General features: G+C 45.7%; 12 protein-coding genes, 1 pseudogene and 1 CRISPR repeat array. All 13 genes and pseudogenes read left to right on the top strand.

The window, feature by feature from the left end; translation table 11 throughout:
• The first annotated feature begins 185 nt into the window (after positions 1 to 185).
• The 13 genes and pseudogenes from RH949_RS30725 to cas8a1 all read left to right on the top strand — a co-directional run bounded on the left by RH949_RS30725 (position 186) and on the right by cas8a1 (position 15,218).
• Entirely contained in the window at positions 186 to 782 is a 597-nt protein-coding gene (locus RH949_RS30725) for a Uma2 family endonuclease (RefSeq protein ID WP_446358536.1), read from the top strand.
• A gap of 56 nt (positions 783 to 838) precedes the next feature.
• On the top strand, positions 839 to 1,126 hold the full coding sequence (locus RH949_RS30720; protein ID WP_006102362.1) for a PIN domain-containing protein: 288 nt from the start codon (positions 839 to 841) through the stop codon (positions 1,124 to 1,126).
• Positions 1,127 to 1,177: 51 nt separating this feature from the next.
• Entirely contained in the window at positions 1,178 to 1,822 is a 645-nt protein-coding gene (locus tag RH949_RS30715) for a hypothetical protein (RefSeq protein WP_446358533.1), read from the top strand.
• A gap of 188 nt (positions 1,823 to 2,010) precedes the next feature.
• Positions 2,011 to 2,802: a CPBP family intramembrane glutamic endopeptidase gene (locus RH949_RS30710; protein WP_446358531.1), complete on the top strand. Its 792-nt coding sequence runs from the start codon at positions 2,011 to 2,013 to the stop codon at positions 2,800 to 2,802.
• A 579-nt stretch (positions 2,803 to 3,381) separates the two neighbouring features.
• Positions 3,382 to 3,615, top strand: coding sequence for a hypothetical protein (locus RH949_RS30705; protein WP_044208127.1), 234 nt, complete (start codon positions 3,382 to 3,384; stop codon positions 3,613 to 3,615).
• 513 nt (positions 3,616 to 4,128) lie between these two features.
• The gene (locus RH949_RS30700) at positions 4,129 to 4,749 is read left to right on the top strand and encodes a FeoB small GTPase domain-containing protein (RefSeq protein ID WP_006102259.1); all 621 of its coding nucleotides are present in this window, start codon (positions 4,129 to 4,131) and stop codon (positions 4,747 to 4,749) included.
• Positions 4,715 to 6,166 (top strand): ferrous iron transporter B, encoded by a 1,452-nt coding sequence (locus RH949_RS30695; RefSeq protein ID WP_006102196.1) that lies wholly within the window; start codon positions 4,715 to 4,717, stop codon positions 6,164 to 6,166. Before RH949_RS30700 ends, RH949_RS30695 begins: the two co-directional genes overlap by 35 nt.
• A complete protein-coding gene (locus tag RH949_RS30690; RefSeq protein ID WP_044208130.1) occupies positions 6,167 to 6,385 on the top strand; it encodes a FeoA family protein in 219 nt (72 codons plus the stop codon).
• A gap of 593 nt (positions 6,386 to 6,978) precedes the next feature.
• A CRISPR array of direct repeats spans positions 6,979 to 7,378; the repeat unit is 36 nt; unit sequence GTGCTATTACCTTTGATGCCGTTAGGCGTTGAGCAC.
• Positions 7,379 to 7,569: 191 nt separating this feature from the next.
• Positions 7,570 to 9,254: pseudogene (cas1, locus tag RH949_RS30685) on the top strand (type I-MYXAN CRISPR-associated endonuclease Cas1).
• Between the two features lie 8 nt (positions 9,255 to 9,262).
• The gene (cas2, locus tag RH949_RS30680; protein ID WP_044208133.1) at positions 9,263 to 9,556 is read left to right on the top strand and encodes a CRISPR-associated endonuclease Cas2; all 294 of its coding nucleotides are present in this window, start codon (positions 9,263 to 9,265) and stop codon (positions 9,554 to 9,556) included.
• A 683-nt stretch (positions 9,557 to 10,239) separates the two neighbouring features.
• A complete protein-coding gene (cas6, locus tag RH949_RS30675; RefSeq protein WP_446358528.1) occupies positions 10,240 to 10,875 on the top strand; it encodes a type I-MYXAN CRISPR-associated protein Cas6/Cmx6 in 636 nt (211 codons plus the stop codon).
• A 144-nt stretch (positions 10,876 to 11,019) separates the two neighbouring features.
• Positions 11,020 to 13,371 carry a CRISPR-associated helicase Cas3' gene (gene cas3 / locus RH949_RS30670; RefSeq protein WP_446358526.1) on the top strand — a complete coding sequence of 784 codons (2,352 nt, stop codon included), beginning with the start codon at positions 11,020 to 11,022 and terminating at the stop codon, positions 13,369 to 13,371.
• A 308-nt stretch (positions 13,372 to 13,679) separates the two neighbouring features.
• Complete coding sequence (cas8a1, locus tag RH949_RS30665) at positions 13,680 to 15,218, top strand: type I-MYXAN CRISPR-associated Cas8a1/Cmx1 (RefSeq protein ID WP_446358524.1); 1,539 nt, start codon at positions 13,680 to 13,682, stop codon at positions 15,216 to 15,218.
• Positions 15,219 to 15,416 lie beyond the last annotated feature (198 nt).

Below are 15,416 nucleotides of genomic sequence, written 5' to 3'. Positions count from 1 at the left end.
TTATATAATTTTGGATTTTCATGAAACCGCTTTATATTGAAGCAGTGGGGCAGCAGATTGAGAGTATAGAACAATTCAAAAAAGGCTTGCTGCAAAAAATGTTTGTTTAGCTTGTTAAAATCAAACCAAATAACCCAGAACTAAACTACCCCCAAGCAGCGACAAACTTAGGAGGTCACGAAACCATGATTGCAGCCCCAGAAAAATTCCCCACCCTAACCCCTGAAGAATACTTCACTTGGGAAGAACAGCAACTAGAAAAACACGAGCTGATCGACGGTCAAGCTTATGCCATGAGTGGCGGTAGTGTTAATCATGGTCGCCTTGCCATTAGACTTACAGCCATGTTTGATAACCACCTAGAAAATAGCAGTTGCATCACGGGCAATTCTGACATCAAAATTAATATTGTTGAGACTAATAACTACACCTACCCCGATGCCAGCGTCACTTGCGACGATCGCGACAAAACCACAACCCAATACATTACCTATCCCTGCTTAGTCGTTGAAGTTCTTTCCCCCAGCACCGAAGCCTATGACAGAGGCAGCAAATTTAGAATGTATCGCCATAATCCAGCCCTACAAGACTATTTGTTAGTCAGTTCCACCCGCCTCGAAATCGATTTGTATCACAAAAAAGAGACAGGCGAATGGCTGATCATTAACTACCAAGCAGGCGACACCATCGAACTCAAAAGCATCAATCTAAATTTTCCCATTGAGCAAATCTATCGCAACCTCGACCTCAACCCAGAAACTGAATCAACTCAATTACTCTAAACTCTATTCCCTACCGCCGAATCCCTCCGCGCCGAAGCTTGGAGAGAAACCAAGTCATGATCCTTTGTGATACGAATGTACTTATAGAATTCTATAAAGGCAATCCCGCGATCGTCCAGGAGCTAAGACAGATCGGCATCGCGCAACTAGCAATCAGCGTGATTGCCCAAGCCGAACTCTACTACGGTGCGCTCAACAAAGCCGAATTACTCAGAATCCAAAAACACCTAAATCTACTGCACAACCTGCCGATTGATCGGCAAGTCTCCAGTCAGTTCATTGAACTCATGGTGCAAGGACTTATACACGATGTTCTACATTGCTTAAGCTTTCCTAGAAGGTAAAGGGCTTTCTTTTTCCAAGCATTCTAACGTTAAAATGAGGTTATCTATTTAGTGCAAAACGAGCCAATGCTAACCCTAGACGAACTCATTGCCGAAGCCACTGCCCTCCCTGATGCTGACAAAGCAATCCTGATTGATAAACTGACAGCAAGCATGGACGAACAATGCACTGCTCCAAAAACCGCAACCATTCCCCCCGCTACTCTCACTAAACTCCGAGGATTTCTAGTATTATCGCTTTTCCTATATGGCATAGCACTTGCGCTACCTTGCCTTTTGTTTAATGTAGTTCCTACAGACTCTGTTGGCGTGAGTCCCTCTGACCCTAATGACGTTTATGCCATGAAGGGGATCGAACTGACTTTCTTTGGCATTATTGGATTACTTTTTCTGCAAATTCCCGCGATTGGATGGTTCGCTAATCCACTCTATTGGTTGTGCTGCATCACTTTTATAATGCAACGATACAGGTTCTCAGCTATAGCTGGAATAGCCGCCGTTCTTATTGGTTTTGGAGGAACATTTTCAGCATTTTGGTTCAAATTACCCGCTGATAGTGGTGGCGTTTCTGAATTTACTCTGAATCAATTATTGTTGGGTTTCTGGCTGTGGCTAGCGGCTCCTGGCTTAATAGCCCTAGTTTCTATCATCGGTCTATTAAAACAGCCAGCCCGATTAAGCACTAGAAGCGATTAAGAGGGGAGCAATAGATATAGCGCTACGCGCTAGGCAATGGGCAATAGGCAATAGGCAATGGGCTTTCTTTGAAGAAAGAAGCTTACCGTATAAGGGATTGAGCGATTTAAATTTTTCTTCATTTGTCCTAACGTGTGTGCGTAGTGCTATAAGAGCTATGAAAACTAAACCTGTCAAGGCAACTTGTAATGAAAAAACATCCCGTAACTTGGTTCTACATCTTAGCGTTTAGCTTCTCATGGCTTGGCATGATATCAGCAGCCTTAGGCTCGCGAGATATTGCCCCATTTGACAGTCCTTACTTTCAGTTGTTTTCCATCTTTTATGCCGTTGGACCTGCGCTTGCGGCTGTTATTGTGTCACAAGTGGCCTATGGGAAGACAGGGGTGCAAGAATTTGATCAGGGGCTTATTCAATGGCGGGTTGGTCTAGTCTGGTACATCGTAGCGGTGCTGGGTCCTGTTGTTCTTTTAATTGCGGCACAAGTCGTCACAAAATTACTTAGCTTGCCCGTAACAATCGCAGTGCCACAAGGCAATTTATCTTTCTTCGCCATTTTTGGTTTCGTGATTAATTTCTTCGCCAATACCTGTGAAGAAATTGGGTGGCGTGGTTTCGCATTGCCACGATTGCAGAAACGACATAATGCCTTGACTGCCACCCTCATAGTGGGCATATTGTGGGGTTTTTGGCATTTGCCGCTTGTCTTTTTGGTAGGCAACCCGATGTCTGAGTTTCCTTTCCTCTGGTTCATCATCATCGTGACCAATGCTTTTATCTATACTTGGATTTACAACAGTACTAAAGGCAGTATTTTGCTCGTGGCACTTTTTCATGGTTCGCTGAACATATTTGGAGCATTTATACCTGGAGTGTCTCCTATCTCGGATGTCCTTCTGAATTGTGTGGTGGTCATCATCCTGATCGCCGTGTTTGGAAGAACGAATCTCTCTCGCCGAAAAAGAGTTTGTGCGGGCTAAAATCTGGTTCCAACTAACCGTTAGGCTCCTGAGTGATTAACACAATGGTCTTGGGCCTGCTGGCTGCTTTCTTCGGTTGTTAGACCACAGTTGCCCACCTTAGGTATGGTGCTGTTTATCCCGGGGATTTTTGGCCCCGGTATCGCGGCGATCTCTGTGGTGAGGTATGCCAGTGGACAGAACGGGCTGCATAGTTGGCTCTGGCGTTCTCTTCAATGGCGGCTTGGCTGGCGCTGGCTGGCGCTGTGCACATTGCCCTGGGCATTCCATCCGATGACAAGGAACTTCCCCGAAATCATTACCAGTCCGAGTCTTCACCGACAACAGATCGCCTAGTCAATCGACATAGCTGGTCAGTTTTACAAAGTAATTTTTCAGTTTGTTAAGGCTTTGGTAACTCTTGTATCATCCTCAGTACAATCGTGAGTTGGGTTGTTCGAGATGAGTTATGGTAAAAAAAACCAAGCAATCCTTAAGTAATTCTTAAAGGAGTCGTGTTCTTTGCCAGATCGCGACACAGCGCTGGAAAACCAGCTTTATTTCTCGGCTGCTGCCACTTTACCTAAGGAAGGAGATTGTATGACTCCCACAATGCTGCGTCAGTTGTGGTCTTTAATTGAAACGACTCAAACTAACCTGCTACTGAAACTTGACGATGCTAGTCTCGTTCAGTGGATACTCAAGCAATTCAAACAAGAGCGAGGTCTCAATTCAGAGGAAATGCATATTTTGAATGACTATCTCTATAATCGCTTGTCTCTGATCCGAGATCTGGCAGAACAACGGTATACGGCAAGTCACTCGTCATCCTAGGGCAATTTGGCTGCAAGCACTCATCAGTTCACCAAAGAGGGGGTGATGAGGTGAAGGGGTGACGGTATACAGAAGATTGAGGTGGGCAATAACACTCTCTTGATAACCTGAGCATTTCCAGGTTGATCACTCCTGCCCACCCGACTTCACCTTCAAGTGACTTATTCTCAACATTTATTAAAAAATATTTCGGTAAATTACTATATATTTCGTGCCTAACCAGCGCTACGTTACCACCAATCCCTGGAACACTAAAGAGAATCTGTTTCAGCTTTTATTTATCTTGTCAGACTGAGATAATAGGTTTAAACTTTGATCAGGACAAGGAAGAAGGCTTCGCGTCAAGCTCCGATCAATGAATCTCAAAGAAGAGAGGTTCCTCTTCCCCCAAATATTAAGCTTTTATAAAAGGTAGACCTGATACAGAAATCTAGGTCATTATTGACTAAACTTAATGAGAATTACTTTTAACAAGTTGCAGAATTCGCATCCTATCATTGGAGTCAAGACGATATGGAATGTCACAAATGTCAGAACACCTGCCACAGTAAGCCCAAAAGAGGGGTTGGCTGGAAATGGTGGGGAAAACCGCCGCAACCATCACCTCTGAAAACTGAACCCATTCCCCAAGTGGCTTTGGTGGGAACGCCCAATGTGGGTAAAAGTGTTCTGTTTAATGCCCTGACGGGAACCTATGTCACCGTGTCAAATTATCCCGGTACAACGGTGGAAGTCTCCAGGGGTCAGATGACGGTTGGGGATCGCCCGTTTGCGGTGGTGGATACGCCGGGAATGTATTCCCTACTCCCGATTACCGAAGAGGAAAAAGTATCGCGGGATTTATTACTCAGCGAACCTGTAGACTTGGTGATTCACGTCGTCGATGCCAAAAACTTAGGGCGAATGCTTCCGTTGACGTTTCAGCTTATTGAAGCGGGTTTGCCGGTGCTGTTAGCCGTCAACATGATCGATGAAGCCGAACAACTGGGGATTGAGATTCACCGGGATCATCTGGAGATGGAATTAGGGATTCCGGTTGTCACTATGGCAGCTGCACTGAATGTTGGTTTACGAGATTTGAAATATAAGGTGGGTGATTATGTTAAGTCAGGTTGCTTATCCGGAACCTATTGAGGGGGCGATCGCGAAACTGGAGTCATTGTTATCACGATTGTCGCTATCCCAGGATTATCCCCTTTCCCGGCGTAGTATTGCCCTACTCTTGTTGCAAAAAGATCCTGCACTTTGGCAACAACTTCAGATTCAGGAGACAGAAGCCGAAATCAAAGCCGCGATCGCAGATGCTGAGAGTCAGTTGGATGAACCGCTAATCGCAGTTATTGCTAAGGCGCGTCAGCAACGGGCGTGGGCGATCGAACAAATTGTCCTCAGCGAATCGAATCAAGGCAAAACCCCCTTAGCGGAACGACTGCACCAACTCACCGTCAATCCGTGGACAGGATTTCCGATTTTGCTGGCGATTCTCTATTACGGGGTTTACAAATTTGTCGGCGAATTCGGCGCGGGGACGATGGTGGATACCATTGAAACCTTTTTTGAGACATATATTAATCCCGTTGTCAACCAAACGGTAACGGTAATTTTGCCCTGGCAACCTTTACAGGATTTAATTGCCAACGACTACGGGATTATTACCCTAGGGATTCGCTATGCTGTGGCGATTGTCTTACCTGTGGTTGCCACATTCTTTTTCATGTTTTCCTTCCTAGAAGACAGTGGCTATCTGCCGCGATTATCCCTGATGCTGGATAACTTGTTTAAGGCGATCGGGTTATCGGGGCGGGCGGTGATTCCAATTGTGTTGGGATTGGGCTGTGATACGATGGCAACCTTAGTTACGCGAACCCTGGAAACGACAAGGGAACGACTCATTGCCACATTTCTGCTCTCCTTAGCCATTCCCTGTGCCGCACAGTGGGGGGTGATTGTGGGATTGTTAGCCCAAAAACCTGCGGCGTTGTTGATTTGGGGAGGAGTGATTGCGGCAATTTTTATGATTACGGGCTATTTAAGCGCCCGAATGCTTCCGGGGAATCCGGCTAGTTTCTACATGGAAATTCCCCCCTTGCGCTTTCCTAAACTGCAAAACATTCTGGTGAAAACCTATCTCAGAATGAAGTGGTATTTCTTGGAGATTTTGCCTCTATTTATTTGGGCATCAGTGATTATTTGGTTTGGGCGTTTGACCGGGTTGTTTGGCTTGATTATTCAGGGGATTGAGCCGATTGCTTTAGGGTTAGGATTGCCCAGAGAAGCTGCACCCATCTTTTTATATGGTTTCTTCCGGCGGGATTACGGCGCGGCTGGGTTGTTTGATATGCAGCAAGAGGGAATTTTTACAGGGAATCAGTTGGTGGTGACGGCGATTGTGTTGACGCTGTTTTTACCTTGTATTGCCCAACTGCAAGTGATGTTGAAAGAGCGGGGGGCGAAAGTAACTTGGGCGATTGTGGCATTTATTTTCCCCTTTGCCTTTTTTGTGGGATATCTGGTCAATGGTTTGTTAAATGTATTAGGAGTAACGATTTAAATGATTGCACTAGCATCGGTTAAACGGGGAAATAGCGGCACCGTTGCTGCGTTGAAGACGAAGGATGAGATGACGTTGCAGAAGTTGATGGCGATGGGGATTAGTCCTGGAATGCCGATTCTGTTGGAGCAGCGGTTTCCCTCTTATATTATTAAGGTGGGCAGAACGCGGGCGGCGTTGGATCGGGAAATGGCAAAGATTATTTATTTGCATCGCTAAGAGGGCAAATGTCACCTGGTTTAGGGTGATTTTGGCTAGGGTTAGATTGACGACAAGTGGAGGGTTAGGCAATGCTGTGTCTTTACCCTAGACAAACCCCTCCCTAACCCTCCCCTGCAAGGGGAGGGAACTCGAATTGATTGAGAACGGGCAATTAAAGAGATTTCTGTGGGATTGGATTTAGGATCTATATTGATGATGAGAGGGCATGGCAGTGCCATGCCCCTACCGTAATTCAAGAGATGGTTGATGGGGTAGGGGTACGATACTATCGTGCCCTTATGATTGTGATGTCAACCGCCCAGTTGACGGCAAGAGATTGGTTGAAAATGCAAGCATCTGTGTCTGTTCAGGTTTGGAAGGCTGGGGAATGGGGTGCAAATCCATACAGGGCTTGGGTTTGCGGCTAGTTCAAGGAGGAGGGAGATGCTTGCAAAATGCTGGAATTCCTTGTATGGTAAGGGCTGTAGCGTTTTGGATTTTGGGAATTTTGCCCCGATTTGACCCGATTTTGGCGTGAGGAGAGTTGGATTTTGGAGATGCTTGCAAAATCGATTGGCAGCCATTATGATTTAAGGGGTCTAGCGATCGCGGTGCGATTACCTTTGATGCCGTTAGGCGTTGAGCACTACCAAATATAGGAATGACAAACGGTGCAATTGAAGAGTGCGATTACCTTTGATGCCGTTAGGCGTTGAGCACATCGAAATCATTTAGATTTCAGTAAAGCGCATACTGTGCTATTACCTTTGATGCCGTTAGGCGTTGAGCACCCACCACAGGGCAAGGCGTAGCTCTTCCATACACCACGTGCTATTACCTTTGATGCCGTTAGGCGTTGAGCACGATATGACTTATCATTTATTGATGGCTTATTGAAGGTGCTATTACCTTTGATGCCGTTAGGCGTTGAGCACTTCCAAGACGACGATCGGGAAATTCCCCAGTTACCTGATCGTGCGATTACCTTTGATGCCGTTAGGCGTTGAGCACTTACTGATAACTGTTCACTGTTAACTGATAAGCTGTTCGGCATTTAAACCTTAATGTCAATAATAGCGAAAGCCTTGTAGTGCGAGCATCTTGCTCGCTACTAATGCCCAATTTAAATGCATGACAGCTTAACTGGTACTCCCACCTCAGATGCCAATCGGCGTGTTCAACTCTAACCAAAGGTATCTTTTATGCAAACACTTGATTCGACCCAAGACACGATTCGTGTGTCTGCCCTCCATGCCCTCGCTTATTGTCCACGCCTATTCTATCTAGAAGAAGTCGAAGAACTCTACACCCAAGACGCCGCCGTTTTTGCAGGGCGCCGACTCCATGTCGAACTGGAAAAACAAGAGGATGAAGACTGGGAAGACTTATTCCTAGAAAGCCCAGAACTCGGATTACGCGGTCGAGTGGACGCCCTCCGCACCCGCGATGGACAAACTATTCCCTACGAACATAAACGTGGACGCTGTTACCGAGACGAGAACAATCAACCCCAAGCTTGGAACAGTGATAAACTGCAAATTCTCGCCTACGCTTACCTGATTGAATCGGCTTTGGGTATCCCAATTTCAGAAGGACGAATTCGTTACCACGCCGATAACGTCTTAGTTCATGTTCCCCTAGATGATCTCGGACGCGCCACGGTGCGAGATGCTATCCAACAAGCGCGAATTCTGCGACAATCCAGTCATCGTCCCCCCGTCACCGACAACGAGAGGATGTGTGTCCGTTGTTCCCTCTCCCCCGTCTGTTTACCCGAAGAAGCCCGACTCGCCCATAATCGGGAATGGCAACCGATGCGCCTCTTTCCCCCGGATGATGAACGCCAGGTGATTCATGTCTTGGAACCGGGAACAGCCGTTGGGCGTACCGGAGAACAATTGAAACTCAGCCGCCGGGGTCAACCTGTGGAAACGGTTCCCGTGCGTCAGGTGGGACAACTCGTCCTCCATAGTTTCTCACAAATCTCCACCCAAGCGCTGCATTTTTGTGTGACTCAAGGAATTGGTGTGCATTTTATCTCTGGGGGTGGACGTTATATCGGCAGTTTTGATACCCGACAAGGCAGTATTCAGCGGCGCATCCATCAATATCAAGCCTTGAGTCAGCCGGATACTTGTCTGGAATTAGCCCGAAAATTAGTCACCTGTCGCGGTCAAGGACAGCGCAAATTCCTGATGCGGGGAAAGCGTGGCAGTCAGGGAAAATCGGCTAAACTAAAACGTGCGATCGCGCAGATGAAAGCGGTACTAAAAAATGTCTCTTCTGCCCCATCTCGTGAATCGTTATTGGGATTGGAAGGGAATTTAGCCGCGTCCTATTTTGCCGCGTTACCCTGTTTAATTGCCGCCACAGTTCCGCCTGAATTACGCTTTGACCATCGCAATCGCCGCCCCCCGAAAGACCGATTTAATGCCCTATTGAGTTTTGGCTATGCCTTATTAATTAAGGATGTGATGAATGCCATCCTTACTGTGGGGCTAGAACCCGCATTGGGATTTTATCACCAACCTCGTTCTCAAGCTTCACCATTGGCACTGGATTTAATGGAAATTTTCCGAGTTCCGTTGGTGGATATGGTGGTTATGGCTTCGATTAATAAAGGTCAGTGGGATGTACAAGCTGACTTTGACGTGCGGGGTGGGATGTACAAGCTGACTTTGACGTGCGGGGAGTACAGGTGTGGTTAAGTGATACGGGACGACGAAAGTTCGTGGGTTTATATGAACGCCGGAAACAGGAAACCTGGAAGCATCCTGTTACGGGTTATTCTCTCACCTATCGCCGTTTGTTGGAACTTGAAGTCCGTTTGCTGGAAAAAGAATGGTTCGGTGAAGGTGGTTTATTTGGTCAATTAATAGTGCGTTGAGGTGGGATATGGGTGAACAAAAAAACTGGTACTTAATTTGTTACGATATCCGCTGTCCCAAGCGCTGGCGCAAGGCGTATAAGTTACTTCAGGGATACGGTGAGCGGATTCAATACTCTATTTTCCGCTGTTTTTTGACCTTGCGGGGACGGGAAAAGTTGCGATGGGAGTTGGAGAGGGTATTAAAGGCGGAGGATAGTTTATTGCTAATTCGTCTTTCCGATCAATGTGTAAGTGGACTTCGCGCTTATAATCGTCCTGAGGCTTGGTCTGAGGTTCAAGCGGGATATCGGATTGTTTGATGCAACACTTAAGATTACCTCTGATGCCATTAGGTGTTGATTGATCATGTTTTAACCTCTCTCCTACAAGGAGAGAGTGCTTTTCTACTCTTGGAAATGGTGTATCACATTGAGTCTGAAAACGCTGTAGCAGCGAGCAAGATGTTAGCAGCGAGCAAGATGTTAGCAGCGAGCAAGATGTTAGCAGCGAGCAAGATGCTCGCAGCGAGCAAGATGCTCGCACTACTATAAGGATGGTTTGGGAAAGGCTTGCCAAACCGATTGGCAGTTATTATGATTTAAGAGTTCCTGTGATCGCTGTGCCATTACCTTTGATGCTGTAAGCGTTGAGTAGAGTAGAGTAGAGTAGAGTACCCATTAGGTGTTGAGCAGAGCAGCGTTGAGCACTATCCCGTAAGTTGGACAGTCGCTGTGAAGCGGGCGGTGAGATTTATTCATACTTGGATCTTGCTGTCCTTGTTCCCTCAGATGCCGTCAGGCGTTTTTCTTGAATTTCCTTTTACTGTTGACGAGGTGTATAAACCAATGTATCCTGTAAGTAAGAATAGAACATCTTAAGCCAGATGGTGCTGAAATTTTGGCTGGTGGGCAATACCCACCCTACGGCTGATATGAGTGCCATTCATCCCCACCTCGGATTGCCGTAAGGCGCTGAAAACACCTGGTTTCAACTAGGTTCAACAATGAATTCGACAATAGTAGAACGGCAAACAGGCGCGTCTCCCATCGAACTGTTTGTCAATTTAAGCTTTAGCATTCAAGGACAAATGCTTCCGGCTGATCACGGCTTTGGCTTGTTTTCGGCTTTATCTAAACGGTGTGCGGCGATTCACCAGCAGAATGAAATTCAGATATTGACGATTCCGGGTATTCCCGATCGCCAAGGGAAGATTGCGCTGACGGATAGATCGCGCCTGCTGATTCGTTTACCGATTACCAAGATTCCCTTGGTTTATGCGATCGCGGGAAAGCGAGTTCAGATTGGCAATCATCCCATACAGATTGGGATTCCCAGGATTGAACCCCTCAACGCCAAGTCAAGGGTGCGATCGCGGATTGTGACGATTAAAGGTTATACCGAACCCGAATCCTTCCTCCAGGCGGCGCAGCGTCAACTGAATCGGTTGGGGGTGTCGGGAGAGTTGCGAATTCCTCTAAATCGGGATCAAACACCGAAGCGCAAAGCGATAAAAATTCAGCAAGATACGGTAGTGGGATTTACCACTGAAGTTAGCCATCTTAGTGAAGAGGATTCCCTGACATTGCAACGGTGGGGATTAGGAGGGCGGCGACACATGGGTTGTGGGGTGTTTTTGTAACCAAGTCATTTGTCAAAACACTGATTTCACTGATTTATGGGAGAGATGGGGGTAGAGGGGTGAGAGGTTAGTCACACGGATTACACTGAAACGTTTATTCTCTCGTCTTGAGAGGCTGAATTCGCTGCGAAAATTAGGTTGATTATGTCTAAATTTAAACGACTTCTGGCTAAATCTCTATCTGATTCTGACTCAACCCGGAGTCAAAATGCGGCGACTTTTACGGGTCATATTGCCTTAGTTAAGCGAGGGGCTGAGGTATTGCTGAAGTGTTTAGATCGGCGAATTTTTCAACAACTGGGATTGGATGAGAGTGAAGTGGACTTATTTGCCAATACGGTGAGATTGGGGGCATACCTGCATGATTGGGGTAAGGCAAATCAGCATTTTCAAGAAATGGTTTATCTGAATACTGCCCAAAAATCCCCAGACCCGAAAAAACGGGACAAGCTTAAACAACTGCGTCAATTATGGGAGAAACATCATGGTAAACAAATGATTCGCCATGAAGTTTTAAGCGGTATCCTCGCCTTGCGTGTTCCTGAATTTCGCCATTGGTTAGAACAATGTGCAAATGCTGATCTGGTGATAGCTGTTTGGGCGGCGATGGGACATCATTTGAAGATGACGTCTGACCTGGACTTGACAATCCGTAGTGGAACCGGAAGTAGTTTATTTATTTATACCGACCACAATGATTTTAAACGAATGTTAAAAATGGGTCGGCAATTGGGACTCCCGGCTAATTTACCTGCCGTTCCTGGAAAAGTCTGGACGAAGGAAGAACTAGAACGGGAATTAAAAGGATTATATCATGAATTTGACCAGATTGAACAGCAGATTATTTCTGAAAACGATACCAGGCGACTGAGATTTATTGCGGCGGTGAAAGCTACGGTAATTGCGGCGGATTTAGCGGGTTCGGCTTTACCTGTTGTGGACGAGAATATTAAGGATTGGATTGAGAACGTTTTATCGATCACCCTATCCGAAAACGACTTAGATCAGGTTCTTCAACAACGACTGCAAGGGAAAAAATTACGCCCGTTTCAACAGAAAATTGCCGCCACTCCCCATCGAATTACCTTAGTTAAAGCCGGGTGTGGTACGGGTAAAACTATTGGGGCGTATGCATGGGCGAAAAAATGGGCAGGCGATCGCAAGTTGTTTTTTGGCTATCCGACGACGGGAACCGCGACGCAGGGGTTTATTGATTACGCTCATGAGACGGATATTGAAGCCGATTTAATGCATTCTCGCGCTGATTTAGACCGAGAAATCTTGTTTTCTGGGGATGAAGATGAAGGGATTGATGATCGCCTAGCCGCCCTCACCGCTTGGAGACAAAAGTTGATTGTTTGCACCGTAGATACAGTTTTGGGGCTAATGCAAAATAATCGGCGATCGCTGTATTCCTGGAGTGCGATCGCTCAAGGGGCTTTTGTGTTTGATGAAGTTCATGCTTATGATAACCGCTTATTTGGGGCTTTATTGCGATTTATAGACACCTTTCGCGGCGCACCCATTCTGTTGATGAGTGCCAGTTTTACAGAGGAACAGATTCAGGCAATTCAAGGAGTAGTTGGCGAATTAGGAGAAGCGACTCAGATTATTGAAGGTCCGAAAAATTTAGAAGTTTTACCACGATATCAGATTGAGTCTATCCCATCAGCCGATCAAGCTTGGGATAGGGTGCGAGAAACATTAACTCGTCAACACCAGAATAAAGTGTTATGGGTGACAAATTCGGTTAAGACTTGTCAGGAATTGTATCTAGAAGCAAAACAACAGATTCCGGATTCCATTCCTGTACTGATTTATCACAGTCGCTATCGCTATTTTGATCGGTTGGAGAAACATAAATGGGTGATAGATGCTTTTGAACATGAGGGTGCGGTGCTAGCAATTACCACTCAAGTTTGTGAAATGTCCTTAGATTTGAGTGCGGATTTATTAGTCACCCCAATCGCCCCAGCATCGGCGTTAATTCAACGGTTAGGGCGATTAAATCGTCGGGTGATTACCACAGCGAACCATCGGGTAAAACTGGCGTCGGGAAAAATTGCCCCAACCTTAGTTTATCCTTGGGATGATTCACGTCCTTACTCCCAAGACGAATTAGAAACGGGACAGCATTTAGTTGATCAATTAGCCGGAAAAGCGATTTGTCAGGAGAATTTAGCCAAGATTGTTGCCCAAATGTCTACTCCAGAACAACAGCCAAGTCAATCGGAATGGTTAGAGGGATGTTGGTGTACCCGTCCAAATTTTTTACGGGAACCGGGTTATACGATTACGGTTTTACTAGAGGAAGATTTAGCTAATATTAAAAATGCCGCCAATCAACGTCAGGATAAATCCTTTAAAAAAGAACGCCAACGGTGGACAATTCCAATTCGGATTATCCCTGGGTTTGAGAAGTGGCGGCGGAATGGATATTATCCCATTGCACCTCCCGATCAGGTGAAATACCGTTCAGAAACAGGGGCAAAATAACCCGTAGGGACACCATCCTTGCGCCCGAAAACCCCAAGCAAACGCCAATAATTTGAATCAGGGCGGGTTTTGTTGTTCGGTTATCAGTCACTCCCTTAATTAAGTCCCTAAACCCGCCCCTACAGATCGGTTCACAACCACCAATTAACCAAATATCCAAGAATGATTTTGAATTTTCATCGTCAATTGAATCAGGGCGGGTTTTGTTGTTCAGTTATCAGTCATCCCTTAATTAAGTCCCTAAACCCGCCCCTACAGCCCTGATTAATTAAAGCCAATTTCAGTAACACTAGGTCGATTAAACGTTTATGTCAACCCAATTAACCTTAAACTTAAACAATCCTCACTTCACCTTACTCCATCGGGCTGGATTAGCGGGATTATGGATGAGTTTAAAGCAACTAGACGCCGAAACAAATGTTCGCGATCGCCCGGGTTATATTACCTGGGAACTAACACAGCGTCAGGTGAGTTTACAGTGGGAGGGAGAGGATTTTCAAGTCTTAAATTGGCTATTAAACGAATCCTTTCAATTAGACGATGGACGGATATCTTTAAGGGGATTAGACTCAAAGACAATGGATATTCAATCTCAGTTAATCCTGCATCAAGGTATCCTGGGAACCTTTTTACAGCATAACAAAACCCACACCTCCACAGGACTTGTCTCTAAATCCTTTATCCTTGAAGAAGGTAAACCGGAATTAGTGGCGCGATATAAACATCTGTCTGGATACATCTATCAACAGGCAAAAATCCTGTGTGACAAGCAGGGAAAATTCCTCACCAAACCGATTAAAGTACCGGGATGGTTAAATCCGGGGACAGTGGTACGACATATTGCTTTTAGTTCCAATACTAGCTTTGAAGAAACACCAGAATCCGTATTCGTTTTATTATTTGCGGCGGTAGCCTGTTGTTACTATTCGATTCGGTCAAAATTACGGGATAAACGGGCAGAATATGCTTTAGTTATTCCCGAAATTACCGACTTAGCCGCTTACGCTAATTGGCGGCGTCATCGGAAATGGCGAGAAGAGGGATATAAGGACTTTTTTGCCTCTGGGTTAGGGGATGCTGGGTTAAAGTTTTTGACCTATATTACTAAAGATATTTTGGCAGAACGTCCCTTTAAACGCTGTCAGGTGATTACATTAGGAACAGTCCCTTGGGCGAGTCAGCAAAAAACGCGCACGGATTTGTATTTAGTTGAGGCAAATGAGCGAATTGAGCGGAATTATCAGGTTTGCGATAATTATTTAAGTACCCGTGATGTGGCGGGGAAAGAAGGGTTGTTTATTTCCTGTAGTTTTGCCAGGGAGTTAATTGCAGAAAACTTAGCCAGGGGTAAACATTGGTATGCAGGTTTGGCAGATAATGCCACGAGTAATGAGTTATTTCAAAAGTTGACCTATGAACGCGGAGGACTAAATCAGATGGTTCAAGAAGTGGAATGGGATCGAGAAAGTGAGAAGCTATTTGTCAAGGCTTGTCATGAAGCAATTGGCTATAACCATAAACAACTTTATAAACGAGCGAAAGACAGGAAGGAAGTGCCGAATTATGAACGGGAAGATACCAAATTTCGCACAGGGTTGGCGCGGTGTAAAACCGCTGTGGCGTTTCGGGAGTTTATTACTGATTACTTATCGAGGGCGCAATTTATGCCCACGCTGGAGGAAAATTGGGAAGGGTTTATGGATTTAATTATGGGGGCAAAGGATTGGAAAAAAGGACGGGATTTGGCGTTATTAGCCTTAGCTAGTTATAAGCGCAGTAGTCAGAGTCAAAAGGTAGGGACGGAGGAATCAGCAGAAGATGAGGATGAAATTGATTTTGGATATTAAATACATAACCCTGATTATTTCTGATTTTGTCGAGGCTTGTTCAGGTATGTAGGGGCGAAGCATTCGTGCTAATTTTTTTATCCGAAGCCGAATAATTTTGGGTTTTAATCGTCAATTGAATCAGGGCGGGTTTCGTTGTTCAGTTATCAGTCACACCCTTAATTAAGTCCCTAAACCCGCCCCTACAGCCCAGATCTC

Source organism: Coleofasciculus sp. A1-SPW-01 (assembly GCF_040217205.1).
Lineage (GTDB): Bacteria > Cyanobacteriota > Cyanobacteriia > Cyanobacteriales > Coleofasciculaceae > Coleofasciculus > Coleofasciculus chthonoplastes_A.
This window is presented reverse-complemented; position numbering and strand designations above follow the sequence as displayed.

Coding starts and splice junctions, on each gene's coding strand:
- RH949_RS30700 (WP_006102259.1), top strand. CDS start 4,129: ATGGAATGTCACAAATGTCAGAACACCTGCCACAGTAAGCCCAAAAGA.
- RH949_RS30710 (WP_446358531.1), top strand. CDS start 2,011: ATGAAAAAACATCCCGTAACTTGGTTCTACATCTTAGCGTTTAGCTTC.
- RH949_RS30725 (WP_446358536.1), top strand. CDS start 186: ATGATTGCAGCCCCAGAAAAATTCCCCACCCTAACCCCTGAAGAATAC.
- RH949_RS30705 (WP_044208127.1), top strand. CDS start 3,382: ATGACTCCCACAATGCTGCGTCAGTTGTGGTCTTTAATTGAAACGACT.
- cas3 (WP_446358526.1), top strand. CDS start 11,020: ATGTCTAAATTTAAACGACTTCTGGCTAAATCTCTATCTGATTCTGAC.
- cas2 (WP_044208133.1), top strand. CDS start 9,263: ATGGGTGAACAAAAAAACTGGTACTTAATTTGTTACGATATCCGCTGT.
- cas6 (WP_446358528.1), top strand. CDS start 10,240: ATGAATTCGACAATAGTAGAACGGCAAACAGGCGCGTCTCCCATCGAA.
- RH949_RS30690 (WP_044208130.1), top strand. CDS start 6,167: ATGATTGCACTAGCATCGGTTAAACGGGGAAATAGCGGCACCGTTGCT.
- RH949_RS30695 (WP_006102196.1), top strand. CDS start 4,715: ATGTTAAGTCAGGTTGCTTATCCGGAACCTATTGAGGGGGCGATCGCG.
- cas8a1 (WP_446358524.1), top strand. CDS start 13,680: ATGTCAACCCAATTAACCTTAAACTTAAACAATCCTCACTTCACCTTA.
- RH949_RS30720 (WP_006102362.1), top strand. CDS start 839: ATGATCCTTTGTGATACGAATGTACTTATAGAATTCTATAAAGGCAAT.